Source organism: Mesorhizobium quangtriensis, from assembly GCF_040081925.1.
Classification (GTDB): Bacteria; Pseudomonadota; Alphaproteobacteria; order Rhizobiales; family Rhizobiaceae; genus Mesorhizobium_K; species Mesorhizobium_K quangtriensis.
Genome location: NZ_JBEBMF010000003.1, coordinates 41,570 through 57,690 on the forward strand (window position 1 = coordinate 41,570; position 16,121 = coordinate 57,690).

Here is a 16,121-nt window from a genome sequence, read left to right on the forward strand (position 1 = left end):
TCGCTATTGAGTAACTTTATTCAACGGAGTCACGGCGAGTCCGGCCACGGCTCAGTCAACCGTGGTGTCAGGCAAAGATAAAATCCTCCTGTTCATGGTACTGAGTCAGGTCGAATTCTGAGATGTCACGCCAGCGAATTGTGGCCTCTCTGGCGTTTCCCCAGCGTGTCCATCCAGCAAATGTGTCGGCTGGAAGCAGCCTGACGTTCGGGGTGTATTCAATACAGAGCGGTGTACCGGTTAACGATGGCCAGCCCCGCAACACGTCACCTTCGAAACCTTCGACATCGATCCAGACGAGACCAAGGTCACTCGTTCTGATATTCAGCTCGCGAAGAGAGTCCTCCACAGTAACGACGGGGATCTCGATTTTGTCGCCACTGCCGTAGTAATGCGCCATGCTATGCGCCCCAAAATTGAACTTGTCTTTCGAGAGAATTGCTGACCCTTTCTGCGCCCCGGCGGCTGCTTCGATAACTGTAACTCTGTCGGAAATCCCGTTAAATGCCATGTTGGCTCGCAATAGCTGGGCATTCCAGGGCTCGGGTTCAAAGCATACTGCCCGTGTGAACGGACCGAGTTTAAGCGCGTAAACGGTTTGCGTTCCGATGTTTGCGCCGACATCAATGAATGTGTGCCCTCGAGCCGGAATTGATTCGAAAATCTTGAGAGTTTCTTGGAGAAACCAGCCGCCGTTCTCCAGGATCGAGGCGCCAATAACCTTATCGGTTGGATCGAACGAAATTCGGTGACTTCCAAAGTCGCTAACCAGCGCTCTAAAGTTGTGCTCGTAGTATCTTCGGCCCTTTTTTGACAGGACAATGGGCTTGATAATACGTTCGTCACGGAAATTACGAACCAGTTTCTCTATTTTTCTAAACATATAGTGCGGAACCAAGGCGTTGATTGCGAAATAAATCGTCAATGTTGTCGAGAATTGAGGGAACGAGATTTGTATATTCAAAGTATAAATCGTTTGCGGGGCGTCGCCCAGAAGGTGTGAGGCCAAGGAAGTCAACCATTGGGCGTGTCAAAGCCCGTCGAAAACGTTTCCTGCGCAAGGATGAAGGTTCGTAGAAATACCTGTCCGGCCAAGGGCTTGCCGCCAGATCGGAGCGCCAGCGCTCAATGATGTATCTCTCCACACCCGTCTTGTCCCAGGCCCATGGTTTGTTGCCTGTTATGTGCCTGAGGTAGTGCGGTTTCGGCATGCATTCCACGTTGTGATGTAGGACGTTCCAGCGCCAGTCTAGCACCTGCCACCGTCCGTTCAGCGCAACGTTGAGGGCGTCTTGGTCGGGATATTCGGCAACAGATTTTCGTTTGAGAAAGAGCAGCGCTTCTCGGAAAACCTGCTCCTGTCGGAATGCGGTGAGATCAAGCATCATGACGCCGCTATTGAAGTATCCGCTGCTTGCGGACATCGGCAGTCGCTGGCGAAACCTGCCCTCGATCATTTGTGGAATGTCATAAGCAGCGATGACCGGAGCAACTTTTGGCTTCATTGCCAGCAGAGGCGATATGTCGGTCAACAGCGAGATATCGCTGTCGAGGTAGAGGGCCCGTTCAAGGTCAGGGAGCACCTGATCGAGGAAGAGCCGAGCGCTCGCCGCAGGTGGAAATTCGGCGTTAAATGGCATGTCGCGAACTGTCCCCCGCAACTCGATGAATTCGATCCAGGGGCAGAATTTGCGGGCCAGCGCCTTGTTCTCGTCGGTCACGCCGTCCGAGAGCACGAAGATTGGAAAATGCTCTGTAGTGGACGCTGCGATGTTGCGCGCTGTTATCGACGTGTAAGCGATGAAATTGTCATCGCAGGCAAGTACAACTGCTGTCTTCATTTCAGCCGCATTGATGTGGGGACGAGGTGTTTCTGCAGTGCATGCGGCGGCTCTCTCTATCGAAATTGGATATCGATGCGGATCGGGGCGGCAAGTCCCAAGGCCTGAACTGTGCCCCACCTCAGTTTGCGGACTTGGCGCATCACCTCACGCCACAAGCGCGATCCGCTTTTGGTTTTGGCCTTCCTGTCGATCTGGCTGCCGAATTTCGGCACGGGAAGAAATCTGTCCTGGATGCAAAGCGACGGGACAAGCTTGTAGATGCGAAGCGCGAAAGCATTCTGGTTGAACAGAACCTGATCGAACTCCTGATCTATGTCGGTGAACTCTCCGCGCAGGCGTCGGGCGCATTGTCGAGACATTATGTATCCGTCTCCACCCGAATTCTCCGTCACAGTCAGGTAGAGTGCGCGGTCCATCGCCTTCCGGCGGTCGTTGATCACGATGCACCGCTCCTGTGAGCGGCCGATATGCACGATGTCCGCATCCTCCGGGATCCACGATGGATCGCCCAGAAAGCATGGCAGGTCCGGGCTCATGTGGACGTCGTCTTCGAAGATCGCGACGTAGCGGTCGTCGCCGTTGGCGACGATTTCCCATGCCATGCGGTGGCTGTGGAAACAGGCCAGCGCGCCGGCCGACAGCTTGGCTGGAATGCCATCCAGCGCCGCGCCGTCGACAGCCGCGATCCGTTCGAGCGCCAGCCCGAGCGAAGCTGCCTGCTGCTCCATCCACTGCCGTCGTTCCGGCGACCTGTCGAGATTGATGTAGAGCGCCCGCAACGGATGCTCCTATTGGGCTTTGAGCAGGTGGGAGCGGTGGCGCACACGTTTCACGACCTGCAGCGCTTCACCCCACAGCGATCGGATTTTCCTCCGGTTCCGCGATATCCGCTCGGCCTCGATGGTCGACTCGGCGGCGATGTCGGCGACGGGGTTCGGCCAGACCGACCAGATCTGCACACTGAATTCCCACGCGTGGGAGAAATCCTCGTCCACGGCCCGGAACACCGATTTTCGCCCGAGCATTCTTGCGGCGGCGTCTCTGGAGATGAGGTAGCAGCCGGTTCCCGAGGCGATCATCTTGTGGACGACGATCTGCGTACCTCCGATCCGCCGCCGCGCGACCACAGGCTTCGGCTTGATGTCCCAAAGCTTGACGATGTCGAACGGTGCGCTAGTCACGTCGCGCACCGCGTTGTCGAAGGCGGCGCGGTCGGCGATCTGCGCGTCGTCCTCGAAGACGATGGCACAGGGGTCGCCGCGTTCGACGATCGTCTGCCAGATCAGCCGGTGCCCGGCATAGCAGGCGATCTCGCCGGCGCTGAGCGAGCGCTTGCTGAGCAGCAGGTTCTTGGCCGGCGAATAGAGTTCGTCGAGGATCGGGTCGCCCTTGCGGTAGCCTTCGACGAACTCCCAGTCGAAAGCCATGCCGGCCAGTTCGCGCACCATGCTCTGCCGCCGTGGGCCGTCAGGGGGATCGATGGTCAACACGTAACCGCGCATCGCCAGCGGGCCGGCCTATCGCAGAGGCATTGGGGCAGCGACGGGACGGGTAGAATCCGCCGCCGAAATGGCTTCGGTGGCGGCTTCCGGACTGGTGTTCTCGCGAAGATGGTTTGCTGCGCTCCACATACTCGCCTGAGTAGCAGAAGGTCAGCAGGAAATACAATCCTAAAGTGTATTGATGACATTAAACATCTTCAGGTTGTGCATGACGATACCTGAAAGGACGTGGGAATTTCGTGGTGGACAGGCGCGTCCCGCCCGCTAAAAGCATCCCGGAAATCGCCCGGGAGGTTCTGTTGAAAGCGGTCGTCGTCCACGCACCCCATGATCTGCGCATCGATACGGTGGAGGAGCAGCCGCTAGGGCCGGACGACGTGCGCGTCCGGATCGGCGCGGGCGGCATCTGTGGCTCGGACCTGCATTATTATCACAATGGCGGCTTCGGCACGGTCAGGCTGAAACAGCCGATGATCCTCGGCCACGAGATCGCCGGCACCGTTACCGAGATCGGCGCGTCGGTGTCCGGTGTGCAGGTCGGCCAGACGGTGGCGGTCAATCCGAGCCGCCCCTGCGGCGTCTGCGAATATTGCCAGCGCGGCATGCAGAACCACTGCCTCGACATGCGCTTTTATGGGAGCGCCATGCGCTTTCCCCACGTCGATGGCGGCTTCCGCGAAGTGCTCGTCTGCACGCAGGCGCAGGCCGTTCCGGTGGCTGGCAACGTCTCGGTGGGTGAGGCCGCATTTGCCGAGCCTCTGGCGGTTGTCCTGCACGCGATAAGGCGGGCAGGTTCGCTGCTCGGCGCCAAGGTGCTGATCATGGGATCAGGGCCGATCGGCGTGCTGCTCGCGGCCGCCGCGCGTCGGGCGGGTGCCGCCACCATCGTAGTGACAGACATTCTGGACGCGCCGCTCGAATTCGCCCGCAGCGTCGGCGCGGACGAAACCATCAACGTCGCCGCCCGCCCGGACGATCTCAACCGCCACGAGGGCGCGAAGGGCACTTTCGATGTCGTGTTCGAGGCCTCGGGCAGCGGCGCCGTGCTTGCTTCGGCCATCCGGCTGCTGCGCCCGCGCGGCGTCATCGTCTGCGTCGGGCAGGGCGGCGAGGCGGCGCTCGCCATCTCGGCCATCGTCACGAAGGAAGCCGAGCTTCGCGGCGCGTTCCGCTTCCACGAGGAATTCCGCACCGCCGTCTCCTTCCTCGGCGACCGGCTGATCGATGTCGGCCCGCTGCTGACCGCGACCGTCGACGTGGATGACGCGGTCAAGGGTTTCGAGCTGGCGTCGGACAAGAGCCGCTCGATGAAGGTGCAGTTGCGGTTCTAGCTAGAACATGATCCCGAACCGCAGGACCGCATCTGCGAAAAGTGGGTTCCGGTTTTCGGAAAAGATCATGCCCCTTTGACCGTCAGAGTCCGCATTGTTTCCAGCGTCTGCTCGAACGAGCGGATGCCGGCGTCCGAACCGAGGCCGCTGGCGACGAGCGCCGCGCTCGCCTGGGCGAAGCGCAGCGACGTTTCCAGGTCCATCCTATGGTGCAGCGCCGTGATGAAGCCGGCGTCGAACGCATCGCCGCAGCCGGTCGTGTCCACCACGTCGATCGCGTAGGCTGCGGACTTCGCCCGCGTCCCGTCGCGATGCGCATAGTAAGCGCCGTCGCCGCCCAGCGTGAACACGCAGGCGCTCGCGCCCTTGCCCAGATAGAAATCCGCACAGGCTTCCGGTCCCTGCTTGCCCGAAATGTCCTGCGCTTCCTCGATGGATGGCATGAAGTAGTCGACATGCGGCAGCAGCGGCAGCACCAGGTGCGCGGTCGAGGCGTTCGCGCCGAGCAGGTCGAAGGTCGTGGTGCGCCCCCGCCGCTTTGCCTCGGTCAGCAGCTTGACGCTCTGCGGCCCGTCGAGCTTGCGCAAGAGCCCTGTGCCGCCGAGATGCACGATCGCCGCGTCGAGCACATGGTCGTAGTCGGCCTCGGTTACGTCGAAATGGTCGGACGCGCCGCGCACATGCAGCGCGGGCCGGTCGCCGTTGGGCCTGACGTTGAGGATGGTCGCGGAAGTCGGCACGCCGGCGATGCGTTGCATGGCTGATGTATCGACGCCAAACTTGCCGAGCGTCATCAGCACCCAGTCGGCCTTCTCGTCCTCGCCCACCGCGCCGACAGCGAGGCTCCTCAGCCCGAGCTTGGCTGTGTCGATCACGGTGCCGCCGGCGGTGCCGGCGACGGTCAGGCGTATCTCGTCGATGAACTCGACATTGCCGCGGTCCGGAATGCGCTCGACCGGCCGGCCGAGGATGTCGAGGATGTAGAGCCCGACGACGGAGACATCGTATTTCATCGGATCAGCCGCGCTCCGCGGCGTCGTTCGTCATACGGCTCATCGTTTCCTCCCTGCGCCTGCGTGTCTCGAAGGCTGATAGCATCGTGGGCCGCCGGGGTGAAGGGAAGGGGACGTATGCGGGACGATCTTCAGTCCATGTTGCGGGAGGTCTCTGCCGCAGCCTTGAAATGACGTGTGAGGAGCGACGAAAGCTCCCCGTCCAGCCCGAGCCTGTCCATCGCCTCGGCCATGCATCGCAGCCACAAATCCCGCATCTCTGGGCCGATCGGCACATGCTCGTGGATTTCCTTCAGCCGTGCATGCCCGTGTTTCATCACATAGCGTTGCGGCCCGCCGAGGAAACCGCTCAGATAGTTGAACTGTTCCTCGCGCGAATGCGCGACGCCGAAGCCGCGACGATGCAGCAGGTGCAAGTCGGCCGCGTACTCCTCCTGCTCGATGATGTCGTAGAACGTCTCGACGAGGGCGCGCACGCCATTGTCTCCACCGAGCCGCTCATATGCGGACTGTTGCCTGCGTGTCGCTTCGCTCATCGCCAATGCCTCCCACATTGCCAACTGACAGATGGGGCGCCGCGCCGCGTTGATGCAGGTCAAGCGCGCGGGAAGCGCTTTTGCAGCCAGTCCTTCGGCAGGGCGGGGACGTGACGGAGTCGCCGTCCGAAAGCTTCGTTCCGTTGCTGTCCCTGGTGTCGGTCATTTCAATCCCTCGATGTCGCAAAGGCTGATTAGGACGCGCAGAGTCGTCCGCGCAATGCCGGCAGAGCTAGAAAAGCGATCCCTGATTGCCGGGGTCCTTCGGCTTCGGCGCTGGCCTTGTCGATTTCAGACGAAGCGCCCCGCCGGTGGCCTGTGCGGTGCCGTCGGCGAATTTCAGCGTCAGCTCCGCGCCCTGCGCAACTTCGGCCGCACGCTTGATAAGCTTGCCGTCGGCGTCGATGACCAGCGCATAGCCGCGATCGAGGATCGACTGGTCGGATAGCTTCAGCGTCGCCAGCAGCCTGTCGGCATGCGCAAGCCGCGTGCGACCGCGCTCCAGCAGCAGTGCGAGCGCCTGATCGCCGCGCCGCGCCAAATCGCCTACACGCTCTGTCGCCTGCCTTTGCCTGCGAACGAGCGGTTCGGGGTTCAGCCGGCTCGCCGACCTTTCAAACTTGCCCCTCCGTTCGCGCACAGTCGCGCTAAAAGCTGCCTGCGCCCGCTGCAGGTCCCGCGTCATAGCGCGCCTGGCATCGGCCAACCGCTGCTCCAGCCTTGCCGGCGTTAGTCGCGCCGCCGCGGTACCGAGATTCTGCCCATGTCGCTTCAGATTGGCCTTGGCGCACTTCGGCAATTGTTGGCCGGCGCGGTCCAGATGACGCCTGGCTTCGGCCAGTCGTCGCTCCAGGATCGCCGGCGTCAGCCGCGCCGTGGTCAGCCTAGCGCGCTTGCGTTCCGTAGAAACTTCCAGCCCGCGTCCGAGCCTGCTCGTTGCCTCGTCGAAGCGCCGCCTCGGCAGGGCGAGCAACTGATCCGGCGAGGGCAGGGCGCGGGCGGCCGCTCGTAGTGCCTGTCGGCGGCGGTCGAAGCCGCGCGACATGCAGGACTTCAGCCGCGCCGAGAGGCTGGCGAGAGTCGCCTCCAGTTCGGCCTTCACCGGCACGGCGAACTCGGCCGCGCCGGTCGGCGTCGGTGCGCGCACATCCGCCGCGTAGTCGATCAGCGTCCAGTCCGTCTCGTGTCCAACGGCGGAAATGACGGGAATCCCTGATGCCGCGACCGTGCGCGCCAGCGCCTCGTCGTTGAAGCCCCAGAGGTCTTCGAGGCTGCCACCGCCGCGCGCCACGATCAGCACGTCGGGGCGCGGGATCGCGCCGTCCGCTGCCAGCATGTTGAAGCCGGCCACCGCCGCTGCCGCTTCCGGCCCCGCCGTTTCGCCCTGAACGCGCACCGGCCAGACGAGCACAGTGAGTGGGAAGCGGTCCTTGATGCGGTGAATGATGTCGCGGATGACCGAACCCGTCGGCGAGGTCACGACGCCGATTACCCTTGGCATGTAGGGAAGGGGCCGCTTGCGCTCCCTGTCGAACAGCCCTTCCGCCGCCAGCCGCTTCTTGCGCTCTTCCAGCAGCGCCATCAGCGCGCCCGCGCCGGCCGGCTCCAGATTGTCGATGACGATCTGGTAGCTGGACTTGCCGGGATAGGTGGTCAGTCGCCCGGTGGCTATCACCTCCATGCCTTCTTCCGGCTTGAATTTCAGTCGCTGCATGGTGCCCTTCCACACGACGGCGTCGACCTTCGCCTTGTCGTCCTTCAGGCTGAAATAGCCGTGGCCAGAGGAATGCGGCCCGCGATAGCCCGAGATCTCGCCGCGCACGCGCACATGGCCGAACGAATCTTCCACCGTGCGCTTCAGCGCGTTGGAGATTTCGCTGACGGTGAATTCGGCCGCGTTGCTACGCGGTGTGGGCGATTCGAATGTCTGGTTGCTCATGCGCGATTGGTGGTTCTTCGCAGCCTGTCGGTCAAGGGCGGCGTGAAGCGCAGGACATTTTGAATGCAATCGGAGATTGATTTTATGTATTATACACGCAATGATTGTTCAGGCATTCGCCTCATGGAGCTGATATGGCAGAGGAACAGCGATTTCCCGTCTATCGGCTACTCGGCGGGCATATCGCGTGCCAGCTGCGGCCGGGCGATCGCTGGCAGGTGGTCGACGACGCCTTGGTCGACGTGATGCTCAGCGCTTTCGACGGGACGGCGTTACGGCTCGGAATGGCTGTTACGGTCGAGTACCTGTCGGGAACGGACAAGGCCGGAAAGCCGGAGCATGGAGTTTCCTCTCTCGCTACCACCGAGTTACTCGACACGTTGGCGCGCTGAGGTCTGCAACGCACTCTAGAGACCGATAGCCCGGCTAATGCCGGGCTATCGACACATTTTTCCTAGTGTCGTCACGGAGCATCATCATCAGTAACGTCGTCGGTACTGTCGTCCGGCGTCGTTGCAACCGGCGAACCCGACTGCGCTACGACGGACTGCAACAGAATCCGCGATCTGGTCAGCACGGGCTTTTCATATCGACGCCTGGCTTTCATCTGCATGTGCACCCTCCTAGTTGTTGCAATTCAACCAGAGGAAGAATGCATCAGTTAGATTGCTCCCGCAAGTTGCATAACGACATCTTTCCACTGTCCTACAATATGCGGGCCGCGCGAACTTTGTGCAGCCCGCGCAGCGCAAGCCACGTTCTTGCCTGCTCCAGAACCGAACGAGCAGAAGTCACCACAACAGTAGAATATGACGTGTGGTGCGTCGTGAAATCCCATCGCAGACCATAAATCCGTTCCTGAGCCGCCCCGGATTCTAACTGCCTGTTAAGCCCCGTCTGTCATGGTTGCACGGCTTGAACCGGCTAAGGACCATGGCTTCAAAAGCCTCGAACAACCCGGTGACTTCGCAGGTCACGCTGATCGTTCTTGCGCTGGCGGCTTTCTCGCTCGCGATGCTCGTTGGATTCGGTTTCTTCGCCACGCTGGAGACGGACAGGAACTCGCTGACGAAGCAGAAGGCGTTCGTTGCCGCGGGCCTTGCCGACGAGACCGCCGAACTCATCCGGCAGCAGACAAGCGTTGCGCTCTGGGACGATTCCGTCCTCGCAGCCAGAAATGGCGATCAGGCCTGGATGGCCGAAAACCTCGGCGAGTGGATGCACGCCTATTACGGACTGGACCGCGTCTATGTCCTTGATGCATCAGGGGCGCCCATCCACGCCATGCAGGACGGCGCCACGCTGTCTGGTGCATCCTACGAAGACGATCGCGCCGTCGTTGAAGCCGCCGTCGCGCGCTTGCTCACCATGATGCGAGCACTGGCAGCCGACAGTCACGAGACGCCTGTCGTCAGCGATCTCGTGACCATCGCAGGACAACCGGCGATCCTTTCCGTCCAGCCGATCCTGCCGAATTCGAACCGCGTCATTCAGGACGCCGGGCAGGAATACGTCCACGTCGCGATCCAGGTGATCGACGACCGCCTGGTCGATCGCATCGCGCGCAAATATCAACTCACCGGCATGCATCTGCTGCCGCAACTCACCGCGGCGCTGCCCGTGGCGAGCGTCCCCCTGATCGGCTCTACCGGAACGATTCTCGGCTATGTCACCTGGAGCCAGGAGCGTCCCGGGCTCGACCTAGTTCGGCAGGCCAGCCCAGCCTTCCTGGGCTTCTGCCTTCTGGCGGCTGGCGTCCTGTGGTTCCTGCTCAAGCGGCTCCGCCGCACCGCCGGCGAGCTTCAGCAGAGTCAGGAACAGACGCAATACATCGCCTTCCATGACAGGCTGACCGGCCTGCCCAACCGCGCCCTGTTCGAGGACAGGCTGAAGCAGGCGCTGTTTGCCGTATCGCGCGACGCCCGCAAGATCGGCCTCCTCTACGTTGATCTCGACCGGTTCAAGACTGTCAATGACACGTTCGGTCATGCCGCAGGCGACGAACTGGTCAGGCTGACCGCTACCCGCCTGCACAATGCGGTGCGGCAGATCGATACGGTTGCCCGCTTGGGCGGCGACGAATTCGCCATCGTCATTTTCGATATCAAGGACCTAACGACGGCTGAGGAGCTCTGCCAGCGTCTGCTCGCCGAGATATCGCGGCCGTTCGACCTGCTCGGCAATCAGGTCTTCATAGATGCCAGCATCGGCGTCGCTCTGTCGGAAGGGCCCGAAACCGACCCTGCCGAACTGCTGCGTAAGGCCGACATCGCGCTTTACGAGGCAAAGAAGGCCGGTGGCAGCCGTCACGAGGTTTTCGCCGGCGATATGGACGATCTGCTGGCGCACAAGCGTGTCATCGAGGCCGACATGCGCGAGGCGCTGTCCGGCAAGGGCGGCATGAAGCTCGTCTACCAGCCGATCTACGCTTCCGACTGCCGCACCGTCGTCGGCGCCGAAGCCCTCATTCGCTGGGACCATCCTGTCCATGGCGAGTTGTCGCCGTCGCACTTCGTCTCGATCGCGGATGAACGCGGCATGACGGGCCTACTTGGCGAATGGGTACTCGACAATGTCGCGCGCTTCGCAGCCGGATCGGACCTGCCGTGGATTGCCTTCAACGTCTCGCCGCTTCAACTGCGCGACGCCACTTTCGCCGACCGGGTGGCCGATGTTTTCCAGCAGGCAAACGTCGAGCCGGAGCGAATCCAGATCGAGATCGTCGAGAGCGCGCTCCTTGAAAATTGCCAGGCAACGCGAGCTTCGCTGTCGAAGCTGAGGGCTGCCGGGTTCACGATCGTGCTCGATGATTTTGGCACCGGTTATTCGTCGATCAACTATCTGAAGCGCCATATCATCGACAAGCTGAAGATCGACCGGTCCTTCGTGCGCATGCTCGGCGGCACCGAAGGGACAGCGATCGTCAAGGCGATCATTGAGCTTGCGACCACGCTCAAGGTGAAGATCACTGCGGAAGGCGTCGAAACGTCGGAACAGCGCGACCTGCTGGTCAAGCTCGGCTGCCATGAATTGCAGGGTTTCCTTCTGTCGCCGCCGCTCGAGGCGGGCGATATCGACGCTCGTTCCGACAAGCCGTCCGCAAGGCTGCGCGCCGCCGGCGTCTGACGCTACCAACCCTGCGCAACGTGTACCGGTCTCGCCTTTCGGCCGCGCACCGCCGACGTGAACGGGGCGATGTCGAAGCCGCCCGCGTCCTCGGCCTGCGGCACCGATATGTTGTCCAGGCTGTCGGAAATATGGCGCGCGATGGCGTCGACGATGTCGGCGCGTCCGGCATGCCCGCGTATGATACCGATCCTGCAGTCCGGCAGCGCGCCGAAGCCGTCGGCCTCGCCCAGCACGCGCATGCCCGGCCTAAGTGCGCATTCGGGCAGCACCGAAACCGCCAGTCCCGAAAGAACCGCCGCCGTGATGACGGTCGCTGAATAGCTGGAGAACAGCACGCGGTAGTCGCGCTTCATCTGCGTGAGCACCTCGCAGGCGGAGCGCCGCCACACGCAGGTCGGCCGGCCGAAGGCCATAGGCAGCACCTCTTCCTCATGCGTCGCGTGGTTGGCCGACGAGACCCAGAGCAGTGGTTCGCGCCGCACCACCTCAGACAGCGCTGCGGCGTCGTCATGCGTGACAATGGCGAGGTCGAGATTGCCTCGCTTCAGATTGTCCACCAGCCCCGGTGTCGGCTCGCAGATGACCGTCAGTTCGACGCGCGGATTGGAGCGCGCGAAACGCGCCATGATCTCGGGCAGGAAGCGGTCGGCGTAATCGTCCGGGATGCCGATGCGCATAGATCCTTCCAGCGCCCGGTCGTCAAAGGCCGCGAGCGTCTCGCGGTTGAGGTGGATCAGTCGTCGTGCGTAAGCGAGCAACCTCTCGCCATCAGCCGTTAGCCGGTTCGAACGACCGTCCTTTTCGAAAAGCGGCTTGCCGATCCGCTCTTCCAGCCGGCGCATCTGCATCGAGACGGCCGACTGCGTCCTGTGCACCTCGTCGGCGGCGCGTGTGAAGCTGCCGGTGTCGGAGATGGAGATGAAGGTTTGCAATTGGTCGAGGTCGAGTGGAGCAGCCATGGCGGAAATCCATCATGAACGTTGATGATAAAGATTAGAAACATTCGTTGGTTAAATCAATCAGAGAGGCGCAATGTCTCGACGTTAGCCGAACGGAGTTTCTTTTCGCCGCCCATGACAATGGGCGTGGCAGCGGATTCGTTCGCCCGCATGAAGGAGAGAGATGATGACGACCACCACCCACGCAGCAGAAGCGATGCACCGTCCGGCGCGTCTGGTCGCGCGTGTCGTCAACGCCCTCCATGCCATCGCAACGTCCTGGAAAAACCGCCGCGACTTCTATCGCCTCGGCGAGATGTCGGACACCGAACTCGCAGACATCGGCCTTAGGCGGTCCGACCTCAACGTCGTCGTCGATCTACCTTTCGGCCGAGACCCGACGATCTATCTCGGCTCGATCGCCGATGCCCGCCGTCGTGAGATCGAGGCTGCCTCGAGGCAGACTACCTAGGGCTTCTGAAACGCAGGCCCATGACCCGCCGGCTTCACCCGCCGGTTTGCCTGCTTCCTGCTCGGCCCTCATTTTTGGGGGCCGGGTTTTTTCGTGCAATATGCTGGAGCGATAGTGCGGCCGTGTCTGGGACTTGACCTGCGCGTACAAAAGATAAAATCCGCCGATGAGTTGCCGGTCGACTCGCTCTGGCTGGGCACACGACCACTGCCGCATGGCGTATAGGGAAGGGATGACAGAAATCGTGAGTGCCGAAGACGATGTCGTTGAGCGCGCATCGGACACACCCCGCAAGAGAGGGAAGTCGAGCAGGTCCGGCAACCTGCACGTCGCGGCGCGTACGCGAGCGGTCGCGAAGATACTCAAGGCCGCCGAGACGGTGTTCGGCCGGCGCGGTTTCGATGGCGCGACGACCGCCGAGATCGCCAGAGAGGCCGGTGTCGCCAAGGCGACGCTGCACTACTACTTCAAGACCAAGGAAGACCTGCACCGCGGCGTTCTCAAACGCCTTCATTTCATCTGGGAAAGCGCGCTGAACGAGATCAGCCCGGACGCCGCGCCAGCGGAGGCAATAGGCCGCTACATCGCCGCAAAGATGCGCGCCACGAGAGAGCACCCTGAACTCACGCGCCTGTGGGCGCTTGAGGTCCTGTCCGGAGGCGGACGCGTCGAAGACTATCTCCGCAAGAGTTCCAACAGGATCATCGCGCAGAAGAGCGTCATCATGAACCGCTGGATCGCGGAGGGGCGGATGGATCCTGTCGACCCCTACCACGTCATCTTCTCTATCTGGGCCATGACCCAGACCTACGCTGAGACGGAAGCCCAGATCGCAGTTGTCATGGGCACTGACGGCATCGACGAGGAGATGATGCGCAGGGCCAAGGAAACGATCTCCCACGTCATGCTCAAGGGGCTGGGCCTGAAAGCCTGAAGGCAAGGATTTCACAGCTTTTTCCTGCCATGCCTTGGCAGGTGCAAAACCCTTGTTGACAGACACTGACCAAATGGTCATGAATTGCTGAGCAATCGGTCTGCAAACAGGGTCGACCGAAGCGGCAGGAGGTCAGCATGCGCACTCACATGCCAGTCTTCGCGGACAGCCGATCTGCCGAAACAAGGCAATCTTCCGCCAGCAGCGGAGCCGGGTCCCGGTCAGGCGCGTCCATGTTTCGATGCGTTGACACGGAGGTGAAGCCGAACTGACTGGCTGCCCCACGGTATGGCGGTTGGGATATGTCGCCACATCGTCTTCGCACCCAAGGCCAGCAGTTCGGCTTCCCGCAGTTCTGACATAGGATGAAGAGGGTTGGCCGCTTCGACCTGCGATAGTCCCGACGAGAATCTTTAGAATTGGCTGGACCGGATTCTGTTCCGGTATGATCTACCGATACCGGTCCATACCCTTGGTGAACTGGTCGAAGATCGAGCCCATGTTCTTCTCGTAGTCGTCGCGCTGCTTGCGGCCCGTCTCGAACATCTCGCCGAACAGGTCGTCATAGGGGTTCTTCTGGCGGCCCCCCTGCGGCTGGCTGTCGCGCTGCCGTGGCGCCTCCTCCGGTTCGGGTTCAGGCGCACGCCGCTGTCCACCGCCCTGCTGCGCACCCTTCAGCATCTCTTCGAAGATTTTGCCGAGCGGATTGTCGCCGAACGGATTCTGGTCCTGTCGCTCGGGCTCTGGCTGGCGCTGTCTGGGCTGTTGCTGCGGCTGCGCCTGCCCACCAGGCATGCCCTGAACCGCGCCGCCGAACATGTCCTTGAGGATCTTGCCGAACGGGTTGTCGAACGGATCAGCAGGCTGCGCCTGCGGTTGCTGCGGGGTCTGCCTCTGCTGCGGATGGCCACCCCCCATGCCACCCTGCCGCATCATCTGCTCTATAATTTCCTGAAGCGGGTTGCCGGAACCACCAAAGCCCGCTGCCTGCTGCGTCTGCCCGAACTGGCCCGGATTCAACTGGCCGGAGGATTGCTTGAACAGCCCGCCCATGATCATCGCCGCGATTGCCGGTAGCATCTGCTGCAGCGCCTGCTGGCTGATGCCGGTCGCCTGCGCGGCCTGCGCCGCCACCGCGCGTGAAAGATCCTTCGATCCGAACAGATGCCCAAGGATGCCGTTGCCTTCGGCCATGCCCTGCGGCGAGAACGCCGTCTGCGCATTGTCGAAATACTGCGCGTGCTGGCCGTTTCCGATCGCGTTGAGGAAGGCGCCGACACCATAGGGGTCGGAGGCATTGCGCTTCAGGCCCTGGCTGAAGGCAGGCAGCAGCGCCTCGACGGCCGCCTGCGTCTGCTGCTGTGACAGGTTGAACTGCCGCGCCAGCGCATCCATGCCCTGGCCGTTCTGGGCATTGGCCAACATGTCAAACAGGTTCATCGTGATTTCCTCGCCACAAGCATCCTCGAGGAAAACCTAGGGCGTTTTCGCCCCGGCTTGAAGGGCCTTCGTAAGAAATGGTTGCCGGCGCTCGGAGCATAATCCCGAAAAGTGGGAACCGGTTTCAGAACAGATCATGCCCTAGGTTCTGTACCCATAAGCGGGACTCCGTTTGAGATTGTGTCTCGGTTCAGCGAGCGCAACGGACGGGCGCACATTCCAGCCAGCGCGACAGCAAGGTTGCAGCCGCCGGCGATGCAGACCTCTACCGCAAGCGCAATCTCGTGGAGCGCTTGCTTCTGCACGCTCAAGCACTTCCGACGCATCGCGACGTGCCACGACAAGCGCGCGAGAAACTTGCCCCACAGCAATAGCTACCGCATCAGCGCGACTGCAAATGCAGACTTATGAGTCGGCTGCCTTAGCCGAGCACGTCCTTCGATTTCACGGTCGAATCGGCGTTGAGCGTGTAGACGATCGGCACGCCCGTCGCGAGCTCCAGCTGGACGATCTCCTCGCCCGATTTGCCTTCCAGCGCCATGATGAGCGCGCGCAGCGAATTGCCATGCGCGGCCACCAGCACCGTCTCTCCGCGCAGGACGTGCGGCTGCATCGTGTACATGTAGTAGGGCCAGACGCGCGCGCCGGTGTCCTTCAGGCTTTCACCGCCGGGGGGCTGGATGTCGTAGGAACGCCGCCAGATGTGCACCTGTTCCTCGCCCCACTTGGCGCGGGCATCGTCCTTGTTGAGGCCGGACAGGTCGCCGTAGTCGCGTTCGTTCAGAGCCTTGTCGCGGATCGTCTTCAGGTCGGGCTGGCCGACCGTGTCGAGGATGATCTGGCAAGTCTTCTGCGCGCGCTGCAGCGCGGAGGTGAAGGCGATGTCGAACTTCAGCCCCTTGGCCTTCAGCTTCTCCGCGCCTGCTTTCGCCTCCGCGCGGCCCTGCTCGGTCAGGTCGACGTCGCGCCAGCCGGTGAACAGGTTCTTCAGGTTCCATTCGCTCTGGCCGTGGCGGACGAGCACGAGTGTGCCGGACATGGAA

The 16,121-nt window shown here is 62.0% G+C and carries 16 protein-coding genes and 1 pseudogene; 5 read left to right on the top strand and 12 right to left on the bottom strand.

Features of this window, described 5'->3' with window-relative positions:
* Nucleotides 1-67: 67 nt before the first annotated feature.
* From ABMA32_RS15925 to ABMA32_RS15940, 4 genes are read right to left on the bottom strand one after another with little or no spacing between them, the layout of a single operon-like run.
* Nucleotides 68-925 (bottom strand): FkbM family methyltransferase, encoded by an 858-nt coding sequence (locus ABMA32_RS15925; RefSeq protein ID WP_349014805.1) that lies wholly within the window; start codon nucleotides 923-925, stop codon nucleotides 68-70.
* Nucleotides 876-1,841: a glycosyltransferase family 8 protein gene (locus tag ABMA32_RS15930; RefSeq protein ID WP_349014806.1), complete on the bottom strand. Its 966-nt coding sequence runs from the start codon at nucleotides 1,839-1,841 to the stop codon at nucleotides 876-878. Before ABMA32_RS15930 ends, ABMA32_RS15925 begins: the two co-directional genes overlap by 50 nt.
* Before the next feature lie 56 nt (nucleotides 1,842-1,897).
* Nucleotides 1,898-2,623, bottom strand: a complete 726-nt coding sequence (locus tag ABMA32_RS15935) for a glycosyltransferase family 25 protein (protein ID WP_349014807.1) — start codon at nucleotides 2,621-2,623, stop codon at nucleotides 1,898-1,900.
* A gap of 9 nt (nucleotides 2,624-2,632) precedes the next feature.
* A complete protein-coding gene (locus ABMA32_RS15940; RefSeq protein WP_349014808.1) occupies nucleotides 2,633-3,331 on the bottom strand; it encodes a glycosyltransferase family 25 protein in 699 nt (232 codons plus the stop codon).
* Nucleotides 3,332-3,645: 314 nt separating this feature from the next.
* Here ABMA32_RS15940 and ABMA32_RS15945 point away from each other — a divergent pair, with 314 nt between their 5' ends.
* Nucleotides 3,646-4,677 carry an L-idonate 5-dehydrogenase gene (locus ABMA32_RS15945; protein WP_349014809.1) on the top strand — a complete coding sequence of 344 codons (1,032 nt, stop codon included), beginning with the start codon at nucleotides 3,646-3,648 and terminating at the stop codon, nucleotides 4,675-4,677.
* Nucleotides 4,678-4,742: 65 nt separating this feature from the next.
* Here the strand turns inward: ABMA32_RS15945 and ABMA32_RS15950 are convergent, their stop codons facing one another.
* The 4 genes and pseudogenes from ABMA32_RS15950 to xseA all read right to left on the bottom strand — a co-directional run.
* Complete coding sequence (locus ABMA32_RS15950) at nucleotides 4,743-5,690, bottom strand: carbohydrate kinase family protein (protein ID WP_349014810.1); 948 nt, start codon at nucleotides 5,688-5,690, stop codon at nucleotides 4,743-4,745.
* Between the two features lie 131 nt (nucleotides 5,691-5,821).
* A complete protein-coding gene (locus ABMA32_RS15955; RefSeq protein ID WP_349014811.1) occupies nucleotides 5,822-6,226 on the bottom strand; it encodes a group II truncated hemoglobin in 405 nt (134 codons plus the stop codon).
* 232 nt (nucleotides 6,227-6,458) lie between these two features.
* Nucleotides 6,459-6,911, bottom strand: coding sequence for an exodeoxyribonuclease VII large subunit (locus ABMA32_RS24330; protein ID WP_425475561.1), 453 nt, complete (start codon nucleotides 6,909-6,911; stop codon nucleotides 6,459-6,461).
* Between the two features lie 42 nt (nucleotides 6,912-6,953).
* Nucleotides 6,954-8,165: pseudogene (gene xseA, locus ABMA32_RS15960) on the bottom strand (exodeoxyribonuclease VII large subunit); the annotation flags it as partial.
* A 134-nt stretch (nucleotides 8,166-8,299) separates the two neighbouring features.
* On the opposite strand from xseA, the gene ABMA32_RS15965 reads away from it, so the two are divergent.
* The gene (locus tag ABMA32_RS15965; RefSeq protein WP_349014813.1) at nucleotides 8,300-8,557 is read left to right on the top strand and encodes a hypothetical protein; all 258 of its coding nucleotides are present in this window, start codon (nucleotides 8,300-8,302) and stop codon (nucleotides 8,555-8,557) included.
* Between the two features lie 71 nt (nucleotides 8,558-8,628).
* Here the strand turns inward: ABMA32_RS15965 and ABMA32_RS15970 are convergent, their stop codons facing one another.
* Nucleotides 8,629-8,778, bottom strand: a complete 150-nt coding sequence (locus ABMA32_RS15970) for a hypothetical protein (protein ID WP_349014814.1) — start codon at nucleotides 8,776-8,778, stop codon at nucleotides 8,629-8,631.
* Nucleotides 8,779-9,098: 320 nt separating this feature from the next.
* On the opposite strand from ABMA32_RS15970, the gene ABMA32_RS15975 reads away from it, so the two are divergent.
* A complete protein-coding gene (locus ABMA32_RS15975) occupies nucleotides 9,099-11,291 on the top strand; it encodes a putative bifunctional diguanylate cyclase/phosphodiesterase (protein WP_349014815.1) in 2,193 nt (730 codons plus the stop codon).
* A 2-nt stretch (nucleotides 11,292-11,293) separates the two neighbouring features.
* Here ABMA32_RS15975 and ABMA32_RS15980 read toward each other — a convergent pair whose 3' ends face one another.
* The gene (locus tag ABMA32_RS15980; RefSeq protein ID WP_349014816.1) at nucleotides 11,294-12,253 is read right to left on the bottom strand and encodes a LysR substrate-binding domain-containing protein; all 960 of its coding nucleotides are present in this window, start codon (nucleotides 12,251-12,253) and stop codon (nucleotides 11,294-11,296) included.
* Between the two features lie 163 nt (nucleotides 12,254-12,416).
* Between ABMA32_RS15980 and ABMA32_RS15985 the strand changes: the two genes are divergently transcribed.
* Both ABMA32_RS15985 and ABMA32_RS15990 read left to right on the top strand, forming a co-directional pair.
* On the top strand, nucleotides 12,417-12,704 hold the full coding sequence (locus ABMA32_RS15985) for a DUF1127 domain-containing protein (RefSeq protein WP_425475551.1): 288 nt from the start codon (nucleotides 12,417-12,419) through the stop codon (nucleotides 12,702-12,704).
* 244 nt (nucleotides 12,705-12,948) lie between these two features.
* A complete protein-coding gene (locus ABMA32_RS15990; protein ID WP_349014817.1) occupies nucleotides 12,949-13,638 on the top strand; it encodes a TetR family transcriptional regulator C-terminal domain-containing protein in 690 nt (229 codons plus the stop codon).
* Nucleotides 13,639-14,088: 450 nt separating this feature from the next.
* On the opposite strand, the gene ABMA32_RS15995 is transcribed toward ABMA32_RS15990, so the two are convergent.
* Nucleotides 14,089-15,078, bottom strand: coding sequence for a DUF937 domain-containing protein (locus ABMA32_RS15995; RefSeq protein WP_349014818.1), 990 nt, complete (start codon nucleotides 15,076-15,078; stop codon nucleotides 14,089-14,091).
* A 421-nt stretch (nucleotides 15,079-15,499) separates the two neighbouring features.
* Nucleotides 15,500-16,117 (bottom strand): 2,3-bisphosphoglycerate-dependent phosphoglycerate mutase, encoded by a 618-nt coding sequence (locus ABMA32_RS16000; protein ID WP_349014819.1) that lies wholly within the window; start codon nucleotides 16,115-16,117, stop codon nucleotides 15,500-15,502.
* Nucleotides 16,118-16,121: the final 4 nt, after the last annotated feature.

What these genes read in the sequence shown, in the direction of transcription:
- ABMA32_RS15980 (WP_349014816.1), bottom strand. Translation starts at nt 12,253, where the DNA reads ATGGCTGCTCCACTCGACCTCGACCAATTGCAAACCTTCATCTCCATC.
- ABMA32_RS24330 (WP_425475561.1), bottom strand. Translation starts at nt 6,911, where the DNA reads ATGACGCGGGACCTGCAGCGGGCGCAGGCAGCTTTTAGCGCGACTGTG.
- ABMA32_RS16000 (WP_349014819.1), bottom strand. Translation starts at nt 16,117, where the DNA reads ATGTCCGGCACACTCGTGCTCGTCCGCCACGGCCAGAGCGAATGGAAC.
- ABMA32_RS15965 (WP_349014813.1), top strand. Translation starts at nt 8,300, where the DNA reads ATGGCAGAGGAACAGCGATTTCCCGTCTATCGGCTACTCGGCGGGCAT.
- ABMA32_RS15985 (WP_425475551.1), top strand. Translation starts at nt 12,417, where the DNA reads ATGATGACGACCACCACCCACGCAGCAGAAGCGATGCACCGTCCGGCG.
- ABMA32_RS15995 (WP_349014818.1), bottom strand. Translation starts at nt 15,078, where the DNA reads ATGAACCTGTTTGACATGTTGGCCAATGCCCAGAACGGCCAGGGCATG.
- ABMA32_RS15970 (WP_349014814.1), bottom strand. Translation starts at nt 8,778, where the DNA reads ATGCAGATGAAAGCCAGGCGTCGATATGAAAAGCCCGTGCTGACCAGA.
- ABMA32_RS15955 (WP_349014811.1), bottom strand. Translation starts at nt 6,226, where the DNA reads ATGAGCGAAGCGACACGCAGGCAACAGTCCGCATATGAGCGGCTCGGT.
- ABMA32_RS15950 (WP_349014810.1), bottom strand. Translation starts at nt 5,690, where the DNA reads ATGAAATACGATGTCTCCGTCGTCGGGCTCTACATCCTCGACATCCTC.
- ABMA32_RS15930 (WP_349014806.1), bottom strand. Translation starts at nt 1,841, where the DNA reads ATGAAGACAGCAGTTGTACTTGCCTGCGATGACAATTTCATCGCTTAC.
- ABMA32_RS15975 (WP_349014815.1), top strand. Translation starts at nt 9,099, where the DNA reads ATGGCTTCAAAAGCCTCGAACAACCCGGTGACTTCGCAGGTCACGCTG.